The 1,293-nt window shown below is 68.0% G+C and carries 1 protein-coding gene; it reads right to left on the reverse strand.

What is annotated here, in order from left to right:
• The coding region (locus ACFOW4_RS30205) for an ISL3 family transposase (RefSeq protein WP_377533711.1) at positions 1-1,235 on the reverse strand (1,235 nt) is incomplete at its 3' end.
• Between the last annotated feature and the right edge of the window lie 58 nt (positions 1,236-1,293).

The following is a 1,293-nucleotide window of genomic DNA, read 5'->3' on the forward strand; positions in this document are numbered from 1 at the left end:
CCGCCGAGGCTGAGCATGGCCAGGGCGATGAGGGCGTCGGGTGAGTGGAATCCGAAGGCCATCCGGGTGATCAGGCGGATCTTGGCGTTGACGGACTCGATTCGGCCGTTGGACAGGCCGTGTTCGATGGACGCGAGGATGGCGTTGCGGTGACGCACCACGCGGCGTTGGAGGTCGACGAAAACGTCGATGCGGCTGCGGCGGGCCCACCCGATCCACCGGTCGAGGGCTTCGACCGCCGCCGCCGGGCTGGTCTTGGCCAGGGTGAACACCAGTCGTAGGCCTTCCTTCAACGCCCAGGCCCGGTGCAGACGGGGGTGGGTCTTGGCGATCCAGGCGAGCTTGGCCTGCTGGGCGTCGGTGAGGTTCTCCGGGTTCTTCCACAACGCCCAGCGGGTGTTCTTCAACTGCCGGGCGGCGCCGATGGCGACACCGCGTCGTCCTGCCCCTCGTCCAATGGCCTCATTCCAGGCCTGACGGCGCACCCGATCCACGGCATCGGTGGCCCACGCCACGACGTGAAACGCATCGGCGCAGCGGACCGCGTTCGGGCAGCGCCGTCGCACGACCGTGGTGATCCAGTCAGCGCCGTCGGCGGACACATGCGTGATCTTCGCGGCCCGGTCCGGGCCAAGCAGGTCGAAGAACGCCTGCAACGTGGCGGCACTCTTACCCGGAGCAGCCCACACCAGCCGGCCAGTGTCGTGATCCACGACCACCGTCAGATACCGATGACCCTTCTTATAACTGACCTCATCGATCCCGATACGACGCAACCCGTCATACCGATCCTCGATGCCACCGGTGTCGGCCCATACCCGGGCCACGATCGCCCCGACCGTGCGCCACCCCACCCGCATCAACTGCGACACCGCCGACTTCGCCGTGTGCACCGCCAACCACGCCACCGTCGCATCGAACGCCCGCGTGTGCCCCGCCCCATGTCTGGCCCACGGCACCGCCGCGACCACCACCTGATGCACCGGACACGACACCCGCGGCGCGTCCGCCTCGACCTCAGCGCGCACCACACCCAGATCCAACGCCCGCCACCGCCGCCGCACCCCAGCGTCATAGCGCGGACACCGCCGCCCGCAATGAGGACACCGCTGCCGCGCGCCCTTACGCACCCGCACCCTCACCACCAACAACAACTCGGCGGCGTCGAACTCGACATCCTCCACCACCGCCTGCTCGACCCCGAGCACACCAGCCCATACCCTGGCAGAACGCATGCCGTTGCTCCGTCACCGAGTTCTCGTACTTTCGCAGGTCGAAAACTCCAACGGAACA

The organism is Micromonospora sp. GCM10011542, assembly GCF_042650685.1.
Taxonomy (GTDB): domain Bacteria; phylum Actinomycetota; class Actinomycetes; order Mycobacteriales; family Micromonosporaceae; genus Micromonospora.